We start from the raw sequence: 16,637 nt of genomic DNA on the forward strand, positions 1-16,637 counted from the left end.
ATGAGAGCCAGCAGACCTTTTACTTAAGTCAATAAATTACACTAGCCATTCATAATAGTTCAGCACTTTATCCCGCCAATGGCGGTAATGTTCCCCACCATCAGATTATTGTGATGGCGAGCACGTGACGAGCATAAAACACACAGAAACATAATTTTTATGAATGTTTATATAAGTAATGGCTTGTCATTTTCAATATCTTGCCCTTCGCTCTAATACTCATTGTAAAAACACAAGAACATTCCTGGTTTTATCAGGTTAACTGGACAAAACCTGCTAGATTTATCATCACGGCTTTTTTTCGATAGGTAGTAAGATGTTGCACGTGTCGTGGGACCCTGTATTGATTGGGATTTCCTTTGTTGTCGCATTTATTGCCTCCTTTATTGCCCTCGACAGTGCGGGTAAGGTAGCAATCTCCAGCAAACGTGAATCTACCTTCTGGCGGCTATCTGGCGGCGCTACGCTGGGTATGGGGATCTGGTCGATGCATTTTATCGGTATGCTGGCCATGAAAATGACTATGCCGATCAATTATCACCTATCACTCACCGCGTTTTCGTTCTTTATTGCGCTCATTTCTGCAACCCTCGCCATCAATATCGCTATTTCCGGTAATACGTTATCAACAAAACGACTGGTCATTGCCACCAGCATATTGAGTGCCGGCGTTGTCACGATGCACTACGTTGGCATGTATGCCATTATCGAACATGTGGCCATCTCATGGGATCGCTCGCTGATATTGCTCTCTGTAATTATTGCCGTCGTTGCGTCTGGCGTAGGTTTATGGCTGGCCTTCCATTTACGCCAAAACACCCGTCGCGTGCTGATTAACCGACTTATTGCTGCCCTTATTATGGCGCTGGCAATTGCTTCTATGCATTACACCGGTATGGGAGCGGCAACGTTCACCCATTTTGGACACACTGCGCACGATGGGCTCAGTACGCTGGAACTCTCTGTCTGGGTCTGCGCCGTCACGCTGATTATTTTGGGTATCATGCTGGTCGTCTCAATGGTGGATTCACAACTGCGCACTTCCCGACTGGCTGACAACCTGCATCAGTTGAACTGCCAGCTTGAACATCAGGTCCACTTCGACGCGCTGACGGGACTTGCTAATCGAACGCAAATAGATACCTGCTTACAGGCCTGCCTGCGGCATTCCAAATTGCATCAACAGCATTTCGCGTTGGTATTTATCGACCTCGATCGTTTTAAAGTCGTTAACGATACCTGGGGGCATCACATCGGTGATCAACTGCTGATTGCCAGTACACAGCGTATTTACAGTTGCCTTGATGATTCAATGACGCTGGCAAGACTGGGGGGAGATGAATTTATCCTGCTGGTTCCAGACTGCAACCAGCAGGCTATCTCCGCCTTGCTTGCGCGAATCTCAGATGCGATCGGTGACCCCTTTACCTTATTCGGTCATACCATTCGGGTTTCGTTAAGTGCGGGGAGCAGTATTTATCCCGAACATGGCTCGACACTGCATGAGCTAAAAGTGAAGGCCGATATGGCGATGTATCATGTCAAACAGGCGGGCAGAAACGGCTGGGCTATTTATAGTCCCCAGATGGAAGCTATCGCTGATACGCCGCCGACATTTCTACAGGAACTTTCACAAGCGCTTGAACGCAACCAGTTTGAGCTATGGTATCAGCCTAAATATACCGCCGGAGATCATTCCCTGACTGGTTTTGAAGCATTATTACGCTGGCATCATCCGGAGCGCGGCATGCTGCTACCGGCTGAATTTCTGCCTGCGCTGGAAGAAACGGGCCTGATTATCCCCGTCGGCAGATGGGTTATCCAACAGGCATGTTTGCAGTTGCATCAGTGGACATTACAAGGGAATAAAGAATGGACGCTCGCCGTTAACCTCTCACCCGCCCAGTTTGAACAGCATGATATTATTGATGTTGTTTGCAACGCCCTGGCGCAATACCAAATTTCACCTGCCTGTCTCACGCTGGAGCTCACGGAGAGCACTGCACTTAAAAATTTAAAACGCAGTATTGAAATCCTGAATGCTTTCTCTGCTTTGGGGATCACCGTTTCTATTGATGATTTCGGCACTGGTTATTCAAATATATTGATGTTGAAGTCACTTCCGGCACGGGAATTAAAAATCGACAGGATATTTGTCAAAGATATTAGCGAGAACAGTAAAAATACAAAAATTGTGTCTACCATTATTGACATAGCTCACTCCATGAATATGCGCGTGGTGGCTGAAGGAATAGAAACCCAGGAGCAGGAATTACTTCTTACCCAGATGGGATGTAGCATGCTGCAAGGTTTCCTGTTTGCAAAACCGCTGCCAGCGCATAAGATTCATGAATTGATCCAATCAGAAAACAGCATCAAACAAAAGCCAGTCGTACAACCCTTGTCTCACCGACAATCAATAACTTTGTGAGACTGTAATATCTAAAATATTCGCCATTAAACGGGCAACACAGCAGATAAAGATAACGGGATTATCGATGAGCACAACCGAGCTGCATTCACTGGATTTGTTAACCTTTCCGGTGTGGATTGTTTCGCCACAAACCGAAGAACTGGTGTTCGCTAATATCGTTGCACGTGAGTTAATGCAGGATCTCTGTTTTTCCCCACTGCGCAAGGGCATATTCTCAACGCATTCTCAACATGATTTAACCATGTATCTCAGTGACTTGAGCAATCATCATCACGTTGTTGAGATCCTCACGGTTTACCGCGATGGTGAGGAAATCGCGTTGGCCAGCCGCCTGTCCATTAAATCTCTGCCGGGCGTGGGGGATGTTATCCTTTTCGAAGGCATTGAAACGCCAACTGCGCAAGGCCTGAAAGCCAGCCGTTCAGCAACTTATCAACGAAAAAAACAGGGCTTTTATGCGCGTTTTTTCCAGACCAACTCCGCGCCAATGTTACTGATTGATCCGTCCCGCGATGGCCTGATCGTTGATGCAAACCTCAGTGCCCTGAATTTTTATGGTTACAACCTTGATGTGATGTGCCAGAAACATACTTGGGAGATCAACATGCTGGGCCGCCATATATTGCCGGTGATGCATGAAATCGCCCATCTGCCCGGCGGCCATAAGCCTTTGCACTTTGTCCATAAACTGGCAGACGGCACCTCACGTCATGTGCAAACCTACGCCGGACCGATTGAAATTTACGGTAATAAACTCATGTTATGCATTATTCATGATATTACCGAACAAAAACGGCTGGAACAGGAGCTTGAGCATGCCGCTCTGCGTGACCCCTTAACGGGATTACTTAATCGCCGACATTTTTATCAGGTAACCGAGCCGGAGCAGACGCATGCGGTATCATTGACGCAGGACTACAGCCTGTTATTGATCGACACCGATCGTTTTAAAAGCATTAACGATCTCTTCGGTCATTTAAAAGGCGATGAAGTGCTTTGCGCTCTGGCCCGCACACTGGAATCCTGTGCACGAAAAGACGATCTTATTTTTCGCTGGGGTGGTGAAGAATTTGTGCTGCTGCTGCCGCGAACCTCGCTGGATGTCGCCCTCAATCTTGCAGAAGTGATCCGCGCAACGGTAGCCAAGGTTACTCTCCCTGGTCTTCCCCGCTTTACCGTCAGCATTGGCGTTGCGCGGCACGAAACGAACGAAAGTATTGATGAATTATTCAAACGCGTGGACGACGCGTTGTACAAAGCCAAGCACGAAGGCAGGAACAGAGTATTGGCCGCCTGATGAATACGTTGATCAGCGGCTGCGCTTAGCGTGACGCTCCCAGTTTTCCTGTTTTGCCTGCGCGGTTTTACGTAATGCCACATAGCATGCCCCGCTGCCGCCGTGATGCGGCAAAGCGGCGCAGTAGGCCTGGACGTCATCAAATTCTGTCAGCCAGCGCGCCACATAGCTGCGAACAATATTGGCATGAGCGTTATCGTCACGCCCCTTACCGTGTATCACCAGCACGTTACGTAATCCATCTTGCTGTGCCTGCAGAATAAAACTGAATAGCATCTGGCGGCATGTTTCTACGGGCTGGCGGATGAGATTAAGGCTCGCCTGCTGCGGATATCTTCCGGTTCGCAGTTTGTCAGTCACGCCGTGCTGTAAACCTTCGCGACGAAACTCCAGCGGCTCGTTCAACGGGATAATATCGAGAAACCCCGTCGTGAGAAAGTTATCCAGTTGAAGCGTATCGATACGCGCCGGAGTGCGGATATTACGCGTTGGCTGCCAGTGTACATCGGCGCAGCCCTTCAGTGGTTGGACATCCCCCATAGCATCCAGAAACAGCGAAGCATCATCAAGATTCATGTTTCTTCCTCCAGCGAATTACGACGAGCATTATCATAACCGCGCACTATTATACCGACAACGGTTTACGATTATTTCCAATAATTCACCTAGCTCGCTCCGCTGAAAAGATCTACTCACGACATACAGATATCCGTTTTTAGGGGTATAGCTGCAACTGTTGCTGCCGTGATAATGTGTAACCTCGCCTGAACGCTGTAATGAGAGAAACGGATGCTGAACTTACTGGAAGACACCATCGACACGCCGCTGGGCCCGCTGTGGGTTATTTGTGATGAGCAATTTCGCCTGCGCGCGGTGGAATGGGATCAGCACCGCGATCGCATGGAACAATTGCTGGATATTCATTACCGCACAGAAGGTTATCAGCGTATTACAGCCAAAAACCCTGGCGGATTAAGCGATAAACTGTCGGAGTATTTTGCCGGGAATCTCAGCATTATTGACACGCTGGAAACGGCAACGGCTGGCACGCCTTTCCAGCGTGAGGTCTGGCAAGCATTACGCACTATCCCTTGTGGGCAGGTCATGCACTATGGTCAACTGGCCGAACAGTTAGGGCGCGCCGGTGCTGCAAGAGCCGTCGGTGCGGCCAATGGCGCCAACCCGGTAAGCATTGTGGTCCCCTGCCATCGCGTCATTGGGCGTAACGGCACCATGACTGGATATGCTGGCGGCGTACAGCGAAAAGAGTGGTTATTGCGTCACGAAGGCTATTTGCTACTCTAGATTCCAGGCAATTAATGCCTTATTCGTCACACTTTCGCATAATGTGACCACAAATTAAATGCGGTTAATCAAGGAGATACAAACATTCATTCCGGTTATACCTGAATTATTCTCTATTGGGAGTAGCTCAGGCTTACGTGCTCACCAAAAAGATGTTAAAATTGACAAATATCAATTACGGCTTGAGCAGACCTATGATCCCGGAAAAGCGAATTATACGGCGCATTCAGTCTGGCGGTTGTGCTATCCATTGCCAGGATTGCAGCATCAGCCAGCTTTGCATCCCGTTCACACTTAACGAGCATGAGCTTGACCAGCTCGATAACATCATCGAGCGCAAAAAGCCTATCCAAAAGGGGCAAACGCTCTTTAAAGCAGGTGATGAACTTAAATCACTCTACGCTATCCGCTCCGGAACGATTAAAAGCTATACCATTACCGAACAAGGCGATGAGCAAATTACCGGCTTCCATCTGGCGGGTGATCTGGTCGGTTTTGACGCGATTGGCAGCGGACATCACCCGAGCTTTGCCCAGGCGCTGGAAACCTCAATGGTTTGCGAAATTCCTTTCGAAACCCTTGATGACCTGTCCGGAAAAATGCCGAATCTGCGTCAGCAGATGATGCGTCTGATGAGTGGCGAAATCAAAGGCGACCAGGATATGATCCTGCTGTTGTCGAAGAAAAATGCAGAAGAGCGCCTGGCGGCCTTTATCTACAACTTGTCTCGCCGCTTTGCCCAGCGCGGATTCTCGCCTCGTGAGTTCCGCCTGACCATGACCCGCGGCGACATCGGTAACTACCTGGGTCTGACGGTTGAAACCATCAGCCGCCTGTTGGGTCGTTTCCAGAAAAGCGGTATGCTGGCAGTGAAAGGCAAATACATAACTATTGAGAATAGCGACGCGCTGGCAGTTCTTGCTGGCCACACACGTAACGTTGCGTAATCTTTCCGCAAGCATTTCTGTTATCCTTCTGTCAAATCGCTAAATTTTCCCGATTTATTGATCTGGCAGGAGGTTCTCCCCTGTTTCAATCCACATTATTGGGTTACTCTTTTAATTACAAACTGCGATGACAGTTGTAAGGAGACCCTGTATGGCTATGTATAAAAATATGCTGGTCGTCATCGATCCAAACCAGGACGATCAACCAGCATTACGGCGAGCTGTTTATTTGCATCAACGGATTGGTGGCAAAATTAAAGCCTTTTTGCCAATCTATGACTTTTCCTACGAGATGACTACCCTGCTGTCGCCCGATGAGCGTACGGCAATGCGTCAGGGGGTCATCAGCCAGCGAACAGCATGGATCCGTGAACAAGCAAAATACTACATCGAAGCAGGGATCCCTCTTGAAATAAAAGTGGTATGGCACAACCGTCCCTTTGAAGCCATCATCCAGGAAGTCATTAGCGCTCAGCATGACCTGGTCCTCAAAATGGCACACCAACACGACCGCCTCGAAGCCGTAATTTTCACCCCTACCGACTGGCATTTATTGCGCAAATGTCCAAGCCCGGTATGGATGGTTAAAGACCAGCCATGGCCTGAAGAGGGTAAAGCGCTGGTTGCCGTGAACCTCGCCAGTGAAGAGCCTTATCACAACGCGCTCAATGAAAAACTGGTCAAAGAGACGCTGCAACTGGCAGAACAGGTTAACCATACTGAAGTGCATCTGGTTGGCGCCTACCCTGTTACGCCAATCAATATCGCAATTGAACTACCAGAGTTTGACCCCAGCGTTTATAACGACGCGATCCGTGGACAGCATCTGCTGGCCATGAAGGCGTTGCGCCAGAAATTCAGTATCGATGAGAAAGTGACGCACGTTGAAAAAGGATTGCCTGAAGAGGTCATTCCTGATTTAGCCGAGCACTTGCAGGCGGGTATTGTAGTACTGGGTACCGTCGGTCGTACCGGTATTTCTGCCGCGTTCCTTGGTAACACCGCTGAACAGGTTATCGATCACCTACGCTGCGACCTGCTGGTCATCAAGCCGGATGAATATCAGACGCCAGTTGAACTGGATGATGAAGAAGACGATTAACCACACAACTCAATGCCGGATGGCGATCTCATCCGGCATAACAAACGCTTAGTGTTGCTCTTCGCCGCCGAGGAAATAGATTCCCAGCGGGATAGCCAACAGAATCGTAAACACCATGCTGTAGACACAAATCATTGCCGATTGAATAGCGTACATTGAAGCGGTCCAGTCGGATAGCGGAATGTCATACTGTTCAATCACACCACCGATCGTCGCTCGCGTCACGACCGACGCTGCGATAATAAACACCCCAAGCAGGCACAACAAAAACTTCCGTCCCTTCGCTGTCTTCAGCTTAGCCATGATCATAGTACTGTCCTTTTGCAGATGAAAACCTTGTTACTTTGCGCTAACAATACCATGACATCAACTGACTGTCTGCTACATAAACCGCTTTCAGGGTGGATACCAGCGCTATTTCGCCGAAAATAGCGCTAATTGCATTATATATCTCCCCTATGGATTAATGATCTGACCGCCAGAACTGAGTAAAATATTCGAGGATTAGGATATCAGAAGATATTTCACTACCACGGAGCTGTTGGAAGAATCATGATCGCTGAACTGTTTATAAATAATGCGTTTAATTTGACGGTAATTCTCAGCTGCTGTGCCGCGCTGGTTCTGATGAGCGTCTGGTATCATCGTGGAGAGCGTCGCTGCAAAGGATTCATATTTCATGCTGCGCAATTTCTTGTCTATGCCATTATCATCGGGACGTTAGGCAGTATTGCTAATAACGTTATCGAAAATTACAGCCTGAAATTTATCTCCTCCAGCGTGGTCGACTTTATCTGCACCTCGTTGATTGCGCTGATCCTTACCATCAAACTTTTTCTGGTAATTAATCAGTTTGAAAAGACGCAGATTAATAAAGGTAGAGATATCACCAGCGCGAGGATCCTGTCGCGAATCATCAAGATTACCATCGTGGTTGCCATCATTTTGCTGTATGGCGAACATTTCGGTATGAGCTTATCCGGCCTGTTAACCTTCGGCGGCATCGGCGGTATCGCTGTAGGTATGGCAGGCAAAGACATTCTGAGCAACTTTTTCTCAGGGATTATGCTCTACTTCGACAGACCCTTTAGCATCGGCGACTGGATCCGCTCCCCGGACCGCAATATTGAAGGTACAGTTACGGAAATCGGCTGGCGAATGACCAAAATAAACACCTTCGATCATCGTCCGTTATATGTCCCGAACTCGATTTTCTCCTCTATCAGCGTAGAAAACCCAGGAAGGATGACGAATCGCCGCATCAAAACGGTGATCGGGTTACGATATGAAGATGCTGATAAAGTCAGTGCCGTTGTCGAGTCGGTCAGAGAAATGCTGCAAAACCATCCGGGAATAGACCAGAAACAAACCCTGTTGGTTTATTTTAATGAATTCGCCGACTCATCGCTGAATATCATGGTGTATTGCTTCACGAAAACCACCGTGTGGCAGGAATGGCTTGCGGTACAGCAGGACGTTTATTTAAAGATTATTTCGATAGTCAAGGCACACGACGCCGACTTTGCGTTCCCCAGCCAGACGCTGTATATGGATAATCCTGAAGTATCGCCATCGACACACTAACAAAAGAAAAGGCGCGGAAATCCGCGTCTTTTTTCTGCACTTATTTCAATGAGGCAATATCAATGACAAAGCAGTACCAGCGCCAGCGTTGGAATATACGGATTCAGGTCATGTAGATACAGGACTGTATCAATAATCAGCTCAAACTGATTCACTTCGGGCATCGGATTCTTTACCTGCAGAACGCGTGCCCCGCACAGCTCAGGGGAGCAGGTTGTACTCAGTGTCGCTTACCGGTTCAAGCCACTCGTTCGATGCGCCAGCTGCCGGGATTTCCACAGCGATATGGGCAAACCAGCTATCACGCGCAGCACCGTGCCAGTGTTTCATTCCCGCCGGGATGTGTACGACATCACCAGTTTTCAGTTCGCGCGCCGGTTGATTCCACGCCTGATACCAGCCTCTGCCGCCGGTCACCAGCAAGATTTGTCCCCCTTGATGATGGATATGCCAGAAGTTACGACAGCCCGGCTCAAATGCTACGTTACCAATGACCACGCCTTCCATGGAGAGCATAGTCAGATAGCTGTCGCCAGTGAAATATTTCGCATACGCTTCATTTTTCTCTCCGCGAGGAAAGACGCTGTTACCATCAAATTGTTGACTCATAATCTCCGCGCCGGCGCTGGAGACGGTATTCCGTTGATTTTGCATTTCGACTCTCCAAAACGGTGGCAGCACGCGCCACCGATGCTGAAAACTATAAAAATTATAGAGACTCGACAGGCGGGTGATTAGAGGTGAAAAGAAGGACAACCTTATGAATCATGCTCATCAATAGTCGGTAACAGGTACAACGTTTCTACTGGAGATGGCGTGAAGCCTTAGGCCACAATTTCAATCAAATTGCCGTCAGGATCGCGTATCACCGCTTCGTAATAGCCATCACCGGTGGTGCGCGGGTCAGAAACTAATATCCCCTGTTCTTTTGCACGCATCGCCATGGCATCAACGTTTTCACTGCCGCCAACTGAAATGGCGAGATGCACCCAGCCTGAGGTGTTATTGTTGGGAGCATGTTTTGTCAGTCCAGGCTTAGTCATTAACTCAATCGCGATATCCTCACCAATTTTGACAAAATAGGATTCAAATCCAGGATTGGTTTTACTGCAGTATTTTTCGTTGATCTTTGCGTCAAAAAACGTGACCCAGAATTGAGCTTGTTGCTCAAGATCCCGTGTCCATAACGCCATATGCGCAACCTTCATAGCTAACCTCTTCTTGTTGTATCCAAACAATAGGTTCCCTAAAGGGATGTTGACATCGTGAACCATAATGCACAATTATGCTTGTTATTGCTCGATGTTTATTTCACTGGAGTATTGATGCTCGATTACGCAGCATTCCCTGAACAGCGCCAGGCGCTTATCTATCAGATCCTGCAGGAAAACGGCAGAGTCATCTGTTCCGAACTCGCCAGTAGGTTAGGCGTTTCGGAACATACAATCCGCCGCGATCTGCATGAACTGAGTAAAGATGGCGTGTGTAAAAAAGTCTATGGCGGCGCGGTCATTGCACTCCCTGAATCCGAAGACATCACCGTGCGCAAGAGTATTAATGTGGCGAAAAAGAGCAATATCGCGCAGAGATGCGCCCGGATGGTCAAATCCGGAAGCTGCATTTTTATCGACACAGGCAGTACTAATCTGGCGATGGCTGAAGCCCTACCCGCCGAGCTGGCGTTAACCGTGGTAACAAATTCCCCGGAGATTGCCGCCGTTTTACTAAAAAAACCACTGTTTGATGTCATTATGCTGGGCGGCGCGGTGCAACGATCTTCTGGAGGGTGTGTGGGTGCCACCGCTATCTCGCAGGTGCAGGGCATTTTATTCGATCAGGGATTTATTGGCGGCTGCGCGATGTCGCCAGAATCCGGCTTAACCGGATTTGATTACGCGGATTGTGAGTTCAAAAAAGCGGTGATCAAACAGTGTAATGAAACCATTGTCGCGCTGACGGCTGAAAAAATCCCGGCTGTCGCCCGTTATGTCGTTACCGAAAGCAGCAATATCGATGTAATTGTCGTCGAGGAAAATATCAGCAAAGAGTATGCCACGGCGTTTCAGGCGCACGACATTCGTATTTATACAGTGTAACCCATTCTATTGGGTGATACTTTTCCATTGCTTTCATGACTCACCTTCCCCACAGCCTTGCCTGTTCGGGAAATCGCCAATGCAACGTCCCGAACAGGCCAGCGATATCAGTGCTTCACAATATACATTGTGCGGCTATAAGCCACATCTTCAGGGTTAGTAATCGGATACCCTTTCAGCCACGGTTTAATTAAACGCCCGTTGGTGTACTGATAAATCGGCGCAATGGGAGCCTGTTCCATCAGAATGTTCTCCGCAGCGTTATAATCAGCATTGCGTGCTTTCTGCGTATTCTCCAGGGTTGCCTGGGTCAACACTTTATCGTACGCCGGATTATTAAAGCGGGAGATATTGCCCGTATGGGTTGATGTTAATAGCGACAGGAACGTAGATGGCTCATTGTAATCGCCCACCCACGAGGCGCGGATCACATCAAAATTACCGGTATTGCGGCTATCGATATAGGTTTTCCACTCCTGGTTTTGCAGTTTCACGTCAACGCCAAGATTCTTCTTCCACATAGACGCGACAGCAATAGCAATCTTCTGATGATTTTCAGAGGTGTTATACAGCAACGTCAGTTTAAGTGGTTTCTGTGGACCATAGCCCGCCGCACGCAGCAGCGTTTTCGCCTGAGCGTTCAGCTCTTCCTGACTCATTTGCTCAAACGGTGAAGGTTCCGGCACAAACCCTGCCGTTACATCCGGCGTAAAATGCCATGCGGGCTTTTCGCCGGTACCCAGAACTTTCTCCGCCATCAGGCGACGATCGATAGTCATGCTGAGCGCCAGGCGCACGCGTGAGTCGGCAGTCGGTCCCTTCTGGGTATTAAAGGCATAGTAGTAAGTGCCAAGCTGCGGCGGGGTATAAACCTGGCCCGGGATGTCCTTCAACAGTTTCTGATACATGTTTTTCGGGAACGACTCGGTAATATCGATATCACCAGCAAGATAGCGCTTGGTCGCTGCCGATTCCTGGTTAATAGGCAGGAAGGTGACTTTTTGCAGCACCGTTTTGGCGTTGTCCCAATAATGCGTGTTCGGCACAACGTCCAGTTTTTCGTTCACCACGCGATCTTTGAGCACATAAGCGCCGTTACCAATTAGATTGCCTGGTTTGGTCCAATCTTTACCGCTCTCAACGTTAGCTTTTTGTACCGGATAGAAAGCAAAACTCGCCGTCAGATTAGCAAACCAGGGCAGCGGTTTATCCAGTTGGACCTTCAATGTACGCGCATCGATCGCGCTAACGCCGAGCTTATCTGGCGAGGCTTTTCCATCAATTATCGCCTGTGCGTTGTTAATACCCGCCAGCGCAGCAAACCAGGCAAACGGCGACAGCGTTTTCGGGTCAACCAGACGCTGCCAGCTATAGACAAAATCCTGCGCCGTTACCGGCGTACCATCTGCCCATTGCGCATTGTCGCGCAGCGTAAACGTCCAGATACGGTTATCGTTACTTTTCCACTGAGTGGCAACACCGGGCACAATCTCGCCCTTCTCATTCTGGTTGACCAGCCCTTCAAATAAATCACGAATAACCTGAATTTCAGGAAGCCCGACGGCCTTTGCCGGATCCAATGACGCCGGTTCGTCTTTGATATGACGCACCAGTTCTTGCTTTTCTGCCAGTACCGTTCCGCTGGGAACATCAGCAGCCCAGGATAATGAAATGCTGCTTACCAATAGCGCACAACAGGTTACTGAAACAGAATGCTGCATAAAATACCCTCAATTCCGGCTACTAAGTGAATGTGTAATTATTTGTATCGCCAGCAGGAAATGCAATTAACTTTCGACAAGGAAATAATATTACATCTGAAAAGATAAGTGTGTGAAAACGATTTGATTATCCATACATTTTGCACAACACTGCGAGTAACAATCCACGCATTCAGAGATGACTATGACCGTTACCCGACCCCGTGCCGAGCGCGGCGCATTCCCACCTGGAACCGAACATTACGGACGTTCATTATTAGGCGCGCCGCTAATCTGGTTTCCCGCAATGGCGGCCGATCGTGAAAGCGGTCTGATACTGGCAGGAACGCACGGCGACGAAAACGCATCGGTTGTCACCCTTTCCTGCGCATTGCGTACGCTTAATCCTTCCTTACGTCGTCACCATGTGGTGCTGGCGGTTAACCCTGACGGTTGCCAGCTCGGGCTGCGCGCAAATGCGAACGGAGTGGATCTAAACCGTAACTTTCCCGCTGCCAACTGGAAAGCGGGTGAAACGGTGTATCGCTGGAACAGCAGCGCAGAAGAACGCGATGTGGTGTTGTTGACCGGCGAAAATCCGGGCTCAGAACCAGAAACCCAGGCGCTGTGCCAGCTTATTCACCGAATTCATCCTGCGTGGGTGGTCTCTTTTCACGATCCGCTGGCCTGTATTGAAGATCCCAGACGCAGCGAATTAGGCGCGTGGCTGGCGCAGTCGTTTGAATTACCCCTCGTCACCAGCGTAGGTTATGAAACGCCCGGCTCATTTGGAAGCTGGTGCGCAGACCTGAACTTACACTGTATAACCGCCGAATTTCCGCCCATCTCTTCAGATGAAGCGAGCGAGAAATACCTGCTGGCCATGTCCAATCTCCTGCGCTGGCACCCTAGAGATGAAGTTGTCCGGTCGTAAAATGCAGGGCCGGCTCCGCGTCGCTGGCAAGCCAGGTCGGGCCATCAAGATCGGCAAAGTTAACCTGCGGCGTAAGGGGTAACGCCGCGCCAATCGCCCGGGAAGTACACAACATGCAGCCCAGCATTAGCGTAAATCCCTGCTCGCGGGCTTCGGTTGCCAGCGCCAGCGCCTCCGTCAGGCCGCCTGTTTTATCCAGTTTGATATTGACCATTTCATAGCGCCCGTGCAGCGCTTTCAGGCTGCTGCGGGTGTGGCAGCTTTCATCTGCGCAGATCGGCAGCGGATGCACAAAATTTTCCAATGCGGCATCGTCCTGCGCTGGCAGCGGCTGCTCCAGCATCGCCACCCCTAAATCAGCCAGCAGCTGGCAGCGCGCCGCCAGACCTTCTGCCCGCCAGGATTCATTGGCGTCGACAATAATCGTTGCATCAGGGACTGCGGCACGAATAGCAACCATCCGCTCGCTAATCAAGCGCGCATCCAGTTTAACTTTTAGCAGTTTCGCGCCATTTTCCCACAGTGCAGCCGCACTCACCGCCATTTGTTCCGGCGTGCCAATCACCACGGTTTGCGCCGTCGTCACCACTTCCGCCAGCTCACTTCCCACCAACTCTGCCAGTGACAATTGCTGTTGACGCGCACTCAGATCCCACAACGCGCAGTCCACAGCATTACGCGCGGCTCCCGCTGGCAGCAGCTTTTGCAGCTCTTCACGCGTCAGTCCATTTTCCAGTTGTGGGGCAATGCTCATAATTTGCGCCAGCACTGAGGCATCGCTTTCACCATAGCGCGGATACGGTGTGCACTCGCCGATACCCGTGACGCCGTTTTCTGCCACTTCAACCACTACCACATGCGCTTCGGTTCTGCTCCCACGGGCAATAACAAAGGGAGTGTGCAGCGGCCAGGCTTCCTCATACACCTTAACTGTTCTCATTTGCTTTCCTTAATGCAGTCCCTGAAGCGGATATCCGCAAATAGCGTTTGCCGTGTTAACTGCTGATGGCATAAACTAGCGTCGACGTTAACTATATGTAAACAGGAAGATAACCATGTCACAAACCGTTCATTTCCAGGGCAACCCGGTTACAGTTGCCGGCTCAATTCCTCAGGCTGGAAGCAAAGCTCAGGCTTTTACCCTTGTGGCTAAAGACCTGTCTGACGTTACGCTGGGCCAGTTCGCAGGCAAGCGCAAAGTGCTGAATATTTTCCCAAGCATCGATACCGGCGTTTGTGCGGCATCGGTACGTAAGTTTAACCAACTGGCGACAGAAATCGACAATACCGTCGTACTGTGCATTTCGGCCGACCTGCCATTCGCCCATTCACGTTTTTGCGGCGCGGAAGGTCTGAGCAACGTTATCACGCTGTCCACCCTGCGCAACGCAGAATTTCTGAAAAACTACGGCGTAGAAATCGCTGAAGGCCCACTGAAAGGTCTGGCCGCACGTGCCGTGGTCGTTATTGATGAAAATGACAACGTCGTTTTCAGCCAACTGGTCAATGAAATCACCAACGAGCCAGACTACACTGCTGCGCTGGACGTACTGAAAGCTTAAACCACGTCTGCATACAAAAATGCCTCCGCAGGGAGGCATTTTCATTTACCGCGTTACTCTTCGCTTTTTTTCTGCTGGCTCAGGCCATATTCACGCAATTTGTTGGCAATCGCGGTGTGCGAAACGCCAAGGCGCTTGGCCAGTTTGCGCGTGCTGGGATAATTCATATAAAGCTGCGTCAGCACAGAGCGTTCAAAGCGGCTGGTAATTTCATCCAGCGATCCTTCCATCACCTCTTCTCCGACCGCAACCGTTGCCGCATCGTAATCCGGCAGTAAAATATCCTGCGGCCGCAGCTCATAGCCTTCAAGCTGGGTCAGCGCCCGGTAGATGGCATTTTTAAGCTGACGCACGTTGCCCGGCCAACCGTAGCGGGTTAACACCGTGCTGAGATCGGCAGACAGCTTCGGACGCGGCACGCCCTGCTCGTCGGCGAAGCGCGCCACAAACAGTTCGGTAAGCGGCATAATATCCTGCGGGCAATCGCGTAGCGGCGGCAGATTTAGCGTCAGTACATTCAGTCGATAATAGAGATCTTCACGGAAAAGCCCTTTCTGCACCATTTCCACAAGGTTCTTTTGCGTTGCGCAAATCACGCGGACATCAACATGAACTTCGTGATCTTCTCCCACGCGGCGGAACGTGCCGTCATTGAGAAAACGCAGCAATTTGGTCTGCATACGCGGCGACATTTCACCAATTTCATCTAACAGAACCGAGCCGCCATTCGCCTGCTCAAAGAAGCCTTTTTTACCTTCCGGGGCATGGCCAAACAACTCGCTTTCGACCGCATCCTCAGGAATTGACGCGCAGTTCAGCGCCAGATACGGCTTCGACGCACGCGGGCTTGCCAGGTGGCAGGCATGGGCAAAGAGATCTTTGCCGGTGCCGGTATTACCGGTAATCAGCAGCGGCGCACTCAGTGTCGCCAACTTACGCGCCTGTTCCACTACGTGTTTCATTTTGGCGCTGACGGCAATAATCTGGCTAAACGCGCTCAGATCCTGCGTAGTCATATTTTGCAGCTGACGCCCCATCCGGATGGTGGAGCGCAGCATGACAACAGCACCAGTCAGCATCTGCTCCTGATTTTCACCCTGCAAATGGACAGGCGTAATCTCCATCAGGAAGTTCTGTCCGTTAATTACGACATGCTCGCTATGAGAATCCTGCGGATTGCTTTCGAGCCAGCGCTGGAAGTTAAACCCATTGATTAACTGGGCGGCGGTATGATTGCGCATCCGATCCTGAGTGTGCGCGAAAAGCTGACAGCTCGCAGGGTTCGCCATCTCGATTTTGCTTTTCATATCCAGAGAAAGGACCGGTTCTGGTAACGCCTCAAGCAGCGCGCTCAACGCAAGATGTTCTCGTTCGGAAGGCATCCAGGGCACGGTACGCACATCCGTAACCCCTGAAATACGGCGGATTTCAGCCATCAGACTACTGAAGTTGGTGAACTCCAGTTCCGCAAAATTGAGGTAAATCCGCCCGATGGGGTCAATCTCGATACCGCGTAAATCAATGCTTCTCAGCACCAGTAAATCGAGCAATTCGCGGGTCAGACCAAGTCGGTCTTCACAAAAGACTTCCAAACGCATAGGAACCTTCACCTGGACAAGGGATTATGTATTAAATGATAAGACAGTATTGGGTTTGCAGGAAGAACTCTGTCAACA

The 16,637-nt window shown here is 49.9% G+C and carries 16 protein-coding genes; 9 read left to right on the top strand and 7 right to left on the bottom strand.

All coding sequences use genetic code 11. The features are described from left to right. The first annotated feature begins 316 nt into the window (after positions 1-316). A complete protein-coding gene (locus tag GPJ68_RS12605; RefSeq protein ID WP_049270686.1) occupies positions 317-2,431 on the top strand; it encodes a bifunctional diguanylate cyclase/phosphodiesterase in 2,115 nt (704 codons plus the stop codon). 67 nt (positions 2,432-2,498) lie between these two features. Continuing rightward, positions 2,499-3,731, top strand: a complete 1,233-nt coding sequence (locus GPJ68_RS12610; RefSeq protein ID WP_104652048.1) for a sensor domain-containing diguanylate cyclase — start codon at positions 2,499-2,501, stop codon at positions 3,729-3,731. Positions 3,732-3,743: 12 nt separating this feature from the next. On the opposite strand, the gene smrA is transcribed toward GPJ68_RS12610, so the two are convergent. After that, positions 3,744-4,307 (bottom strand): DNA endonuclease SmrA, encoded by a 564-nt coding sequence (gene smrA, locus GPJ68_RS12615; protein WP_053388543.1) that lies wholly within the window; start codon positions 4,305-4,307, stop codon positions 3,744-3,746. 213 nt (positions 4,308-4,520) lie between these two features. Here smrA and ogt point away from each other — a divergent pair, with 213 nt between their 5' ends. The 3 genes from ogt (at position 4,521) to uspE (ending at position 7,085) form a co-directional block, all read left to right on the top strand. Further along, positions 4,521-5,036, top strand: coding sequence for a methylated-DNA--[protein]-cysteine S-methyltransferase (gene ogt / locus GPJ68_RS12620; protein WP_016153203.1), 516 nt, complete (start codon positions 4,521-4,523; stop codon positions 5,034-5,036). A gap of 194 nt (positions 5,037-5,230) precedes the next feature. Then, a complete protein-coding gene (gene fnr, locus GPJ68_RS12625; RefSeq protein WP_003020397.1) occupies positions 5,231-5,983 on the top strand; it encodes a fumarate/nitrate reduction transcriptional regulator Fnr in 753 nt (250 codons plus the stop codon). Positions 5,984-6,134: 151 nt separating this feature from the next. Next, entirely contained in the window at positions 6,135-7,085 is a 951-nt protein-coding gene (gene uspE, locus GPJ68_RS12630; protein WP_016153204.1) for a universal stress protein UspE, read from the top strand. Between the two features lie 48 nt (positions 7,086-7,133). Here uspE and GPJ68_RS12635 read toward each other — a convergent pair whose 3' ends face one another. Continuing rightward, positions 7,134-7,394 carry a DUF2534 family protein gene (locus GPJ68_RS12635; RefSeq protein ID WP_003020403.1) on the bottom strand — a complete coding sequence of 87 codons (261 nt, stop codon included), beginning with the start codon at positions 7,392-7,394 and terminating at the stop codon, positions 7,134-7,136. Positions 7,395-7,637: 243 nt separating this feature from the next. Here GPJ68_RS12635 and GPJ68_RS12640 point away from each other — a divergent pair, with 243 nt between their 5' ends. Then, a complete protein-coding gene (locus tag GPJ68_RS12640; RefSeq protein WP_016153205.1) occupies positions 7,638-8,669 on the top strand; it encodes a mechanosensitive ion channel family protein in 1,032 nt (343 codons plus the stop codon). A gap of 201 nt (positions 8,670-8,870) precedes the next feature. Here the strand turns inward: GPJ68_RS12640 and GPJ68_RS12650 are convergent, their stop codons facing one another. Beyond that, positions 8,871-9,278 carry a cupin domain-containing protein gene (locus tag GPJ68_RS12650; protein WP_029139554.1) on the bottom strand — a complete coding sequence of 136 codons (408 nt, stop codon included), beginning with the start codon at positions 9,276-9,278 and terminating at the stop codon, positions 8,871-8,873. Between the two features lie 215 nt (positions 9,279-9,493). Further along, the gene (locus tag GPJ68_RS12655; RefSeq protein WP_047417311.1) at positions 9,494-9,877 is read right to left on the bottom strand and encodes a VOC family protein; all 384 of its coding nucleotides are present in this window, start codon (positions 9,875-9,877) and stop codon (positions 9,494-9,496) included. A gap of 117 nt (positions 9,878-9,994) precedes the next feature. Here GPJ68_RS12655 and GPJ68_RS12660 point away from each other — a divergent pair, with 117 nt between their 5' ends. Then, complete coding sequence (locus tag GPJ68_RS12660; RefSeq protein ID WP_065554831.1) at positions 9,995-10,765, top strand: DeoR/GlpR family DNA-binding transcription regulator; 771 nt, start codon at positions 9,995-9,997, stop codon at positions 10,763-10,765. A 107-nt stretch (positions 10,766-10,872) separates the two neighbouring features. On the opposite strand, the gene mppA is transcribed toward GPJ68_RS12660, so the two are convergent. Then, positions 10,873-12,486: a murein tripeptide ABC transporter substrate-binding protein MppA gene (gene mppA, locus GPJ68_RS12665; RefSeq protein ID WP_016153209.1), complete on the bottom strand. Its 1,614-nt coding sequence runs from the start codon at positions 12,484-12,486 to the stop codon at positions 10,873-10,875. Between the two features lie 184 nt (positions 12,487-12,670). Between mppA and mpaA the strand changes: the two genes are divergently transcribed. Next, complete coding sequence (gene mpaA / locus GPJ68_RS12670) at positions 12,671-13,399, top strand: murein tripeptide amidase MpaA (RefSeq protein WP_016153210.1); 729 nt, start codon at positions 12,671-12,673, stop codon at positions 13,397-13,399. Here mpaA and ycjG read toward each other — a convergent pair. Further along, positions 13,374-14,339, bottom strand: a complete 966-nt coding sequence (ycjG, locus tag GPJ68_RS12675; protein WP_047417302.1) for an L-Ala-D/L-Glu epimerase — start codon at positions 14,337-14,339, stop codon at positions 13,374-13,376. The genes mpaA and ycjG overlap by 26 nt on opposite strands. Positions 14,340-14,454: 115 nt before the next feature. Between ycjG and tpx the strand changes: the two genes are divergently transcribed. Next, positions 14,455-14,961, top strand: a complete 507-nt coding sequence (gene tpx / locus GPJ68_RS12680; protein ID WP_016153212.1) for a thiol peroxidase — start codon at positions 14,455-14,457, stop codon at positions 14,959-14,961. A 53-nt stretch (positions 14,962-15,014) separates the two neighbouring features. Here tpx and tyrR read toward each other — a convergent pair whose 3' ends face one another. Continuing rightward, positions 15,015-16,559 carry a transcriptional regulator TyrR gene (gene tyrR / locus GPJ68_RS12685; RefSeq protein ID WP_016153213.1) on the bottom strand — a complete coding sequence of 515 codons (1,545 nt, stop codon included), beginning with the start codon at positions 16,557-16,559 and terminating at the stop codon, positions 15,015-15,017. Positions 16,560-16,637 lie beyond the last annotated feature (78 nt).

Source organism: Citrobacter sp. 172116965 (assembly GCF_013458095.1).
GTDB classification, from domain to species: Bacteria; Pseudomonadota; Gammaproteobacteria; order Enterobacterales; family Enterobacteriaceae; genus Citrobacter; species Citrobacter braakii.